The organism is Desulfuromonas sp. (assembly GCF_002868845.1).
GTDB lineage: Bacteria > Desulfobacterota > Desulfuromonadia > Desulfuromonadales > BM501 > BM501.
The window spans coordinates 54368-62775 of the sequence record NZ_PKUB01000039.1 but is presented as its reverse complement, the minus strand read 5'-3'; the positions used below and the strand labels follow the sequence as shown (position 1 = coordinate 62775).

The 8408-nt window shown below is 65.4% G+C and carries 8 protein-coding genes and 1 pseudogene; 1 reads left to right on the top strand and 8 read right to left on the bottom strand.

Annotated elements, in window-relative coordinates; genetic code table 11:
• The 3 genes and pseudogenes from C0617_RS11760 to C0617_RS11750 all read right to left on the bottom strand — a co-directional run.
• Nucleotides 1-497, bottom strand: a pseudogene (locus C0617_RS11760) (hypothetical protein); the annotation flags it as partial.
• Nucleotides 498-658: 161 nt separating this feature from the next.
• Nucleotides 659-2263, bottom strand: coding sequence for a DUF445 family protein (locus C0617_RS11755; RefSeq protein ID WP_291317222.1), 1605 nt, complete (start codon nt 2261-2263; stop codon nt 659-661).
• 62 nt (nt 2264-2325) lie between these two features.
• Nucleotides 2326-3318, bottom strand: a complete 993-nt coding sequence (locus C0617_RS11750; protein ID WP_291317221.1) for a sugar phosphate nucleotidyltransferase — start codon at nt 3316-3318, stop codon at nt 2326-2328.
• A gap of 139 nt (nt 3319-3457) precedes the next feature.
• Between C0617_RS11750 and hslO the strand changes: the two genes are divergently transcribed.
• A complete protein-coding gene (gene hslO / locus C0617_RS11745) occupies nt 3458-4327 on the top strand; it encodes an Hsp33 family molecular chaperone HslO (RefSeq protein WP_291317220.1) in 870 nt (289 codons plus the stop codon).
• Here the strand turns inward: hslO and C0617_RS11740 are convergent.
• From C0617_RS11740 to C0617_RS11720, 5 genes are all read right to left on the bottom strand, one after another.
• The gene (locus C0617_RS11740; RefSeq protein WP_291317219.1) at nt 4290-4892 is read right to left on the bottom strand and encodes a Gx transporter family protein; all 603 of its coding nucleotides are present in this window, start codon (nt 4890-4892) and stop codon (nt 4290-4292) included. The two genes, hslO and C0617_RS11740, sit on opposite strands and share 38 nt — an antisense overlap.
• Entirely contained in the window at nt 4873-5268 is a 396-nt protein-coding gene (locus C0617_RS11735) for a NusG domain II-containing protein (protein WP_291317218.1), read from the bottom strand. Before C0617_RS11735 ends, C0617_RS11740 begins: the two co-directional genes overlap by 20 nt.
• A complete protein-coding gene (locus C0617_RS11730) occupies nt 5259-6260 on the bottom strand; it encodes an FAD:protein FMN transferase (protein ID WP_291317217.1) in 1002 nt (333 codons plus the stop codon). The genes C0617_RS11735 and C0617_RS11730 overlap by 10 nt, the downstream gene beginning before the upstream one ends.
• A gap of 54 nt (nt 6261-6314) precedes the next feature.
• The gene (gene rimO, locus C0617_RS11725; RefSeq protein WP_291317216.1) at nt 6315-7682 is read right to left on the bottom strand and encodes a 30S ribosomal protein S12 methylthiotransferase RimO; all 1368 of its coding nucleotides are present in this window, start codon (nt 7680-7682) and stop codon (nt 6315-6317) included.
• Nucleotides 7683-7803: 121 nt separating this feature from the next.
• Nucleotides 7804-8289, bottom strand: coding sequence for a YajQ family cyclic di-GMP-binding protein (locus C0617_RS11720; RefSeq protein WP_291317215.1), 486 nt, complete (start codon nt 8287-8289; stop codon nt 7804-7806).
• Between the last annotated feature and the right edge of the window lie 119 nt (nt 8290-8408).

Genomic DNA, 8408 nt, shown 5'->3' with positions numbered 1-8408 from the left:
TCCTTCTCCTTGCCGAAGCCGTTGAGATACATCATGCCGAGAGCGTACTGGGCCTCGCGGTAGCCCTGCTCGGCGGCCTTGCCGATCCACTTGCCGCCCATGGCGGGACTTTTCTCCATCCCCACCCCCTCGAGGTACATCATCCCCAGGTCGTACTGAGCGTTGGGAAACCCCTGCTCCGCCGCCTTGCGGAACCACATCCGGGCCAGGATGAGATTTTTCTCCACCCCCTCGCCCCGGGCGTACATGAAGGCCAGGTTCCACTGGCCGTTGGGATAGCCCGCTTCGGCCGACTTCTTGTACCAGTTGAATGCCTCTTCCTTGTTTTTTTCCGCCCCCACGCCGGTGGAATGCATGACTCCCAATTTCGCCATGGCAGAGGCATCCCCTTTCACAGCCAATTCTTTCAATTCAGAGAAACTCGTACCGGTGAAGCCGAAGGCCGTGCCGGCGGCAAAAAAAGAGCAAAGGATCAGGCCGATCAAAATACGTCGCATTAATATTCTCCCGAAAGTTGAAGATCCTATGTCCCGCCAAGGGAACAGACGGATGGGAAGGTCTCAGGGCGATGGGGCAACAAAAGTTTTCCCCGAGTCTGATCTATAAGCTCTACGATACAGGAACGCCCCGCCCCGGAGCAAGGGATTAATTCCCGGGATCAGCCCCCCGCCAGCAAGACGAGGGCCCCCACGTTGAGCAGGCCGATGAGAAAGCCGAGCAGGCCGCCGAACAGGTTGATGTACTTGAACTGCTCCTTCATCACCCCCATGAGCAGTCCCTCGACCTGAAGCAGATCGAGGGAATTGACCTTCTCCTCGACCATGCGCCGCACGTTGAGGGTTTCCACCAAGGGGGGAACCTCTTTCTTCAGCAGTTCGGCCAGCTGCCGGTAGAGGCCCTCCTCCAGTTCCTCCCGCAGATCTCCGGGGACCCGGGCCGAGAGCTTGCCGAGGGATTGACGGAAAAGCCACTGCTCCAGCTTTTCGGCCAGCACCGCCTCGAGGGCCCGCCGCGCCCCGGGAGAGCGCAGCACACCCAGAAGCCGGTCGACCAGAGCCTGGCGACTCCGCTCCAGCCCCCCCTCGGGAAGGGCCCTTTCGAGCAGCGATGCGAAAGGGCGGTCCTTGAGTCGGTCCATCCCTCCCTCGGCCAGGGCCAGGACCGATTCGGCTGCGCGCCGGCTCTGAACCGTCTCCACCGCCCGCCTGCGGACGAAACGCCGAACCCCCGCCACCTTTTCGTAGGGCACCTTCTCCAGGTAGTCGCCCAGGGAGCGGTCGAGCAGACCGTCGATGCGCTCCCGCAGCAGGGCCGCCACCTGTTCCTGAGTCTTTTCCTCGCGCAGCCAGCGGGCGATCTCGTCGCCGGCCTTGTCCAGGAACTCGGGAATGCGCTCGTAGACCTTGTCCATGTTGATGAAGCCGGCGAGCAGGCCGGAGAGACCGCCGAGGGAGTCGAGGAAGCCCTCGATCCCCTCCTTGCCCTTCTTGACCAGGCGTGTCCGGAAATCGGGGTCGTAGAGCATCCCCCCCAGTTTCTCGAGCAGGGGCGGTATTTCCTTCTCCAGCTGGGCGAGAATCACCTCGACCAGGTCTGCGGGGAGCAGTTCCCGCAGAGTGCGCCGCGAACTGACCCAGGCCTCGGTCTTGCCGTCGACGAACCGGCCGACGGCCCGGCCGACCCCCTCGGAACCGAGAAAAGAAGAGATCTTCTCGTCCATGTGCCCCCGCAGCCGGTCGTAGCGCTGGGGGTCGAGAAAGCTCTGCAGGTCCCGGCTCAGCAGCTCGTCGCCCCACTGCCGCAGGTAGTCGCGGAAACGGGTCTCGAACTCCTCGCTCTCCAGGTAGTCGAAAACGACCTTCACCGCCCGCCAGCGCAGGTAATCGACCAGGTCTCGGAAACGATTCCGGAACTCGGCCGGCACCAGGGATTCGAGAGGGCCGAGATCGCGATCGACGAACTGACCCAGTTTCTCGCTCACCGCCCCCTTGAGTTCGCGGCGAAAGCCCTCCCTGGCCAGTGCCTGGCCAACATCCTCGGAGGTGAACAAGTGGCTTCCGACCATCTCCCCCATCCTTCGGGCGAGCTCCCCCCGCTTGGAGGGAATGATCCCCGGCGTCAGGGGAACGCGCACCCCGAGAAGCCGCCAGGCCCGCAGCGGCCGAAACAGCATGCGAATGGCGATGTAGTTGGTCACATAACCGATAAGGGCGCCGAGGACCGGCGGGATCAGATAGGGAAGGTAGATTTCGATTGCAGCCATTGCGTTGCTTTCAAAGGGGATTTCAACCTTCAGCTTACAGCTTACAGGTTATGCCGGATTTATCATTCCATCTCGATCAGGGAGTGATCGCCGATGTTCATCCGGCGCGGCGAGCCGACCAGGCGTACCGAGTCGCCGAGCAGGGCCTTTTCGAGGATCATGTCGCGCACCTCGCTGTCGGCGTTGATGATGGAGTCCCTGATGATGCTCTCCTCGATGACGCTGCCGGCGGCCACCGAGACGTTGGGGCCGATGATGCAGTTGCGCACCGTCGCTCCGTAGTCGATGTGCACCGGGGCGATGAGCACCGAGTTCTCCACCTGGCCGTGGCTGTGGTGCCTGCCGTCGAGCAGGAAGCGGTTGGTCTCGAGGAGGGTCTCTGGCTTGCCGCAGTCGAGCCAGGCGTCGATCTCCGGAGCCCGGAACTTAAGCCCCTCGCCGATCATGCGCATGAAGACCGACGGCAGGTAGTACTCCCCCTTGACCGTTTCGCCCGCGGCGATCGTCTCCTCGATGAAGCGCATGAAGCCGGCCCCGTCCTTGAGGTAGTAGAGACCGACCTGGGCCAGGCGCGACACGGGAGTGTCGGGCTTCTCCACCATGTCGGCGATGTAGTCCTCCACCAGGACGTTGACGCCGAAGCGCTGGTAGTCCTCCACCTCCTTGGAGTAGATGAGGCCGTCGCAGTCGGCGCAGAGATCGGGGATGCGGGTCAGGTCGGTGACGAAGATGGTGTCGTTGAAGACCACCAGCACGTCGTCCCCCTCCCCAACCCGCGGCGCCGCCAGGGCGACGGCGTGGGCCGGTCCGAGGCGCTCCTTCTGCACCGTGTAGGTGCAGTTCAGGCCAGGGAACTTCTCGGCCATGAAGTCCTCGATCTGGCTGCCGTTCTCGTCGGTGATGAAGATGTACTCGGCGGCCTGGAGGGGCTCGAGGCGGCTGATGATGTGCTCCAGGACCGTCTTGCCCGCCACTTGGACGAGGGACTTGGCCTTGGTATGGGTGTGGGGACGCAGGCGGGTTCCCTTGCCCGCCACGGGAAGAACGATTTTCATGACATCCTCCTTGTCAAAGGCCTTGTCAGACCGATATGGATTCCGCTAGCATGCTGCAGCGACGGGCCCCTTTTGCGAAGGGGCGGATTTTCTTCTGATCATCAGCAAAGGACAGGCCCGGCCTGTCCGGGGAGTCGGCATGCGAGACCACATGGTTCGGATTCTCACCGAGGACGGCGCCCTGCGGGCGAGTGCGGCGGTCACCACCGCCCTGGTGGAGGAGACCCGCCGCCGCCAGGGCACCGACCCCACCGCCACGGTGGCGCTGGGACGCCTCGTCACCGGGGCGGCCCTGTTCGGAGGCCTGCTCAAGGGGCGCCAGCGCCTGGGCCTCTCCATCGAGGGCAACGGCCCCCTGCAGAAACTCCAGGCGGAAACCGACGCCGACGGCCACCTGCGCGCCACGGTCAAGGTCCCCTGCCCCAACCTCCCCCCCCGGGACGGGACCTTCGACGTGGCCGGCGCGATCGGCAAGGCGGGCTTCCTTCACGTGGTCAAGGACCTCGGCCTCAAGGAGCCCTACCGGGGCATGGTGCAGCTCTACCGCAGCACCATCGCCGAGGACCTCGCCTACTACCTGACCACCTCGGAGCAGACCCCCTCCACGGTGGCCCTGGGGGTCTACCTGGAGACCGAAGGAAAAGTCGCCGCCGCCGGGGGCTTCCTGGTCCAGGCCATGCCGGGGGGCGACGAATCCCGCCTGCCCCTGCTGGAGGAACGCCTCAAGGCCCTGCCGCCCATCACCGCCCTGCTCCGCGAGGGCTTCGGGCCGGAGCAGATCCTGGAACAAATTTTCGCCGGCATCCCCTTCGCTGTCAAGACAAGAACCGACCTGGCCTTTCGCTGCAGCTGCAACCGCCGCCAGGTGCTGAACCTGCTGCTGGCCCTGGGCAAGGAGGAACTCCTCCAGCTCGCCCGGCAGGCGGAACCGGCCAGCGTCACCTGCGAATACTGCAAGGAGCGCTACGCCTTCACCGCCGAAGAGCTGGAGGCCCTGGCGGTCGACTGATCCCTTCGCCCTCCCGCCCCGCCTTCGCCAGGGCCGGATGCCGCAGCAGCAGGCCGAGCAGCAGGTCGGCGGCAATTCCGTTGGCCACCCCGGTGCCGAGGGCGAACAGCAGGAAAAAGGGGAGCAGCTGCCAGAGGCCGTCGTGGCGCACGATGAGCAGCCATGCAACGAGCATCTGCCCCGCCGCGTGACCGGCGGCCCCGAGGGCCGACACCCCGACCGGCCCGATGCGGCGGCCGAACACTCCCCGCGCTCCGGTCATCAGGGCGGTCGCTGCCACCCCGCCCGAAAGGGAGAGGAAAAAGCCGGGGGAGAAGAGGTTGCCCAGGACCAGGGAGCCGACCCCGATCCGGGTCAGGTTGACCGTCCAGGCGGCCCGGCCGCCGTACAGAAAGAGCGCCGCCAGGGCCAGGATGTTGGCGAAACCGAGGCGGAACCAGGGCGCCGGCGAAGGAAGGAGCGCCTCCACCGTGTGCAGGGCCACCGCCAGGGCGGCGAAGAGGGCCAGGAAGATGCGCCGGCGGGAGGCCTCAAGGGCCTGCGGATCAGCGGCTGAGGAGGTCATAGTCGCCCCGCTCCAGGGACATTTGGCCCTCGATGCGGATCAGGAATTCGTTCGGCACGCAGGCCAGAAGCTCCCCCGCCCGGGCCACCTCCCCCATCCCCATGCAGACCTTGAGGGGACATGGGGATTCGGCCACGCAGACCGCGCCGCCGCGGATCGCCAGCACCGTCTTCCCCAGGGGGCCGGGCAACGAAACGGTCCGGTCTTCGTCCAGGGGGGCGGTGTAAACCACCTTCCCGCCCTGCTCCACCACCACCCGCCCCCCCTGCGGGCCCCGCCCCACCAGCCACAGAGAGGCGACCGCCGCCGCCAGCAGAAGAAGGACGATGGCCCGGTCAAGGAGCGTGGTCCGCTTCAGCACGGCCTTCACCGCCACGAGAGCCTCCCCTCCAGCCCAGAGGTCGCCGAGCGGCTGCCGTCTGCGGCCACGACCAGCCCTTCGACCCCCGGCCGCCCCTCCAGGAGACTCAGCCCCCGTTCGGGGCCGAGCACGAAGGCGGCCGTGGCCAGGGCGTCGGCCAGGTCCGCGCGCGGAGCGACCACGGTCACGCTCCGGCAGAGAGAGGCCGGGTAGCCGCTGTGCGGATCGAACAGATGGTGGTAGCGGATTCCGTCCCGCTCGAAATACCGCTCGTAGTCCCCCGAGGTGACCACGGCAACCCCCTCCAGGTCGAGGGTGGCGAGCAGTTCCCCCTGGCGCCGGGGATGCTGAAGGCCGATCTTCCAGGGTCTGCCGCCCTTGTCCCCCAGCAGGCGCAGGTCGCCGCCGGCGTTCACCGATGCGCTGGAGATCCCCGCCCGGCGCAGGACGTCCACGGCCCGGTCGATGGCGTATCCCTTGGCGACCCCCCCCAGGTCGACGCTGGTCTCTGAACTTTTCTTGTCTACCCGGCGCCCCTCCATCTGCAGCGCTCCAGGCCCGGCGGTAGCCAGGGCCGTTCGAACCTGTTCCCTGCTCGGAACCCGGGGGTGGTCCGACTCGATGCTCCACAGGGCCTTGAGACGGCCGAGGGCCGGGTCGAAGGCCCCCCCGCTCTCCTCGAACACCGTCAGGGCCAGTTCCAGGACCTCGGAGGTCTCCGCCGAAACCTCGAGACCCTCGGGGGCCGCCGAGAGCCGGGCGACCTCGCTGCCGGACAAGTGGGAGGACATAAGCCGCTCGATGCGGGCCATCTCTTCGAAGGCGGCCTCCACCGCCTCGTCGAGACCTCCCGGATCGGCGCCGAGGGCGGTGATCTCCACCACAGTCCCCATGAGAATGCGGCTGCGGCTGACCGTTTCGGAAATGGTCTTCGGGGTCCGCTGGAGGGCGAAGAAGGCCACCAGGGACAGCAGGAGAAGGATGAGCAGGGGGCGGGTGAAGGGCAAGAGTGACTCCTCGGCAGGCCCGGCCGCAGGGGCCGGGCCCGGGGGAACGCTCGATCAGACCTGCGCGGCGCTCGGCAGGGAGGAGGGCTCGACGATCTCGCCGATGAGGTCGTAATCCGAGGAGTCGGTGATGCGCAGCATAACGATCTCGCCGACATCGGCCTGGCCGGCGGTGATGTAGACCTGGCCGTCCACGTCGGGAGCCTGGCGGATGCTGCGCCCGCGCAGCAGCAGATCGGTCTCCTCGCTGTAGCCCTCCACCAGAACCGGCTCAGTGCGCCCGACCAGGTCGCGGTTCTTGCGGAAGGAGATTCGGTTCTGGGCCTTCATCAGCTTATGATAGCGGGTGCGCTTGGTCCGCTCCGGCACCTGCTCCTCCAGCTCCGCCGCCGAGGTCCCCTCTTCCCGGGAATAACGAAACACCCCGACGCGCTCGAAATGCCCCTCTTTGACGAACTCGTGAAGCCGGGAGAACTGCCCCTCGGTTTCTCCGGGGAAGCCGACGATAAAAGAGGTGCGCAGGGTGACGTCGGGGATGCGCCTGCGGATCCGATCAAGGAGGCTTCGGATGCCGGCCTCGTCAACGCGGCGATTCATCATGGCAAGGACCGCGTCGTCGATGTGCTGCAGGGGGATGTCGAGATAGTTGCAGATCTTCTCCTCCGAGGCCATCAGATCGAGAAGCTCGTCGCTGATGCCGTCAGGGTAGGCGTAGAGCAGGCGCAGCCAGGCCAGGCCCTCGATCTTGACCAGCTCGCGCAGCAAATCCTCGATCCGGGCCCCGTCGTCCCGGTCACTGCCATAGGCGGTGATGTCCTGGGCGATGAGGTTGATTTCCTTGACCCCGGCCGCAGCGAGGGTCCGCACCTCGTCGACCACCGAGGCGATGCTGCGCGAGCGCAGGGTCCCGCGCACCTGGGGAATGACGCAGTAAGAGCAGAGGTTGGCGCACCCCTCGGCGATCTTGACGTAGGTCGAGTAGAAGGGGGACGAGGTGACCCGGGGGGTGGTGTGATCGTAGAGGAACTCGGGCTCCCCCACGGCCTGCAGGGCCTGCGCCCCCGCCTCCACGGCATCTAGCAGCTCGACGATGCGGGGAGCGTCGCCGGTCCCCATGAACAGGTCGACCTCTGGAAGGTCCTCGGCCAGCTCCTCCCGGTAGCGCTGGGGGAGACAGCCGCACACCGCCAGCAGGCGGCAGTGCCCATTGGTCTTGTAGTCGGCCACCTCGAGGATGGTCTCCACCGACTCCTCCTTGGCCTCCTTGATGAAGGAGCAGGTGTTGACGATGATGATATCGGCCTCGGACTCGTCGACGATGATCTCGAAGCGGTCCTCGGGCAGGTGTCCGAGCATGACCTCGGCATCGACCAGGTTTTTCGGGCAGCCAAGGCTGACCAGGCAGACCTTTTGTCTTTCCAATGCGTATTCCCTTCGTAACGCCGCGGGGAGAATGGCGTGAAAACCTTCCCCACGCTTCTCTTGTCTCGATCCCGTGCGGCAAATTCCGTTTTCTAATCGACGCGGCTCGCCAGGCGGGGCCCTAGGACCTCATGTTGACAAACTGCAACTCGATGCCCAGGTCCTTTTTCTTGAGGAGTCCCATGACTTCCTGAAGGTCATCGATCTTTTTCCCGGTCACCCGCACCTGGTCCTCCATAATCTGGGCCTGCACCTTGATCTTGGTCTCCTTGACGATCTTGACGATCTCCTTGCCCTTCTCTTTGGAGACCCCCTGAACGATGGCGACCCGCTGGCGTACCGCGCCGCCGGAGGCCGGCTCCTTTTTGCCGAAATCGAGGCACTTGGGCGAGACGCTGCGCCGGACCAGCTTCCCCTTCAGCACGTCGATCATGGCGTCGAGTTTGTAATCATCGGCCCCCAAGAGCAGGATGGAGTCTTCCTCAAGGGCGATCTCGTTGTGCGTCCCCTTGAAATCATAGCGCTGGGCAATTTCCTTGCTGGTCTGGTTGACCGCGTTGTCCACCTCTTGCATATCGGCCTTCGAAACGATGTCGAAACTGGGCATGAGCTCGATCTCCCTGGGAAAATACGAAGGGCCTTTAGCGCGGCAACGCAGAGCCGCAGCGGGAAAGGCCTTGCAAAGACAGACGGATGCCTCGGGTTTCTCCGCGTTCTCGATACCTG

Bases quoted from the DNA above. Each gene is read 5' to 3' on its own strand.
- C0617_RS11755 (WP_291317222.1), bottom strand. From the start codon at position 2,263: ATGGCTGCAATCGAAATCTACCTTCCCTATCTGATCCCGCCGGTCCTC.
- C0617_RS11750 (WP_291317221.1), bottom strand. From the start codon at position 3,318: ATGAAAATCGTTCTTCCCGTGGCGGGCAAGGGAACCCGCCTGCGTCCC.
- hslO (WP_291317220.1), top strand. From the start codon at position 3,458: ATGCGAGACCACATGGTTCGGATTCTCACCGAGGACGGCGCCCTGCGG.
- C0617_RS11740 (WP_291317219.1), bottom strand. From the start codon at position 4,892: ATGACCTCCTCAGCCGCTGATCCGCAGGCCCTTGAGGCCTCCCGCCGG.
- C0617_RS11720 (WP_291317215.1), bottom strand. From the start codon at position 8,289: ATGCCCAGTTTCGACATCGTTTCGAAGGCCGATATGCAAGAGGTGGAC.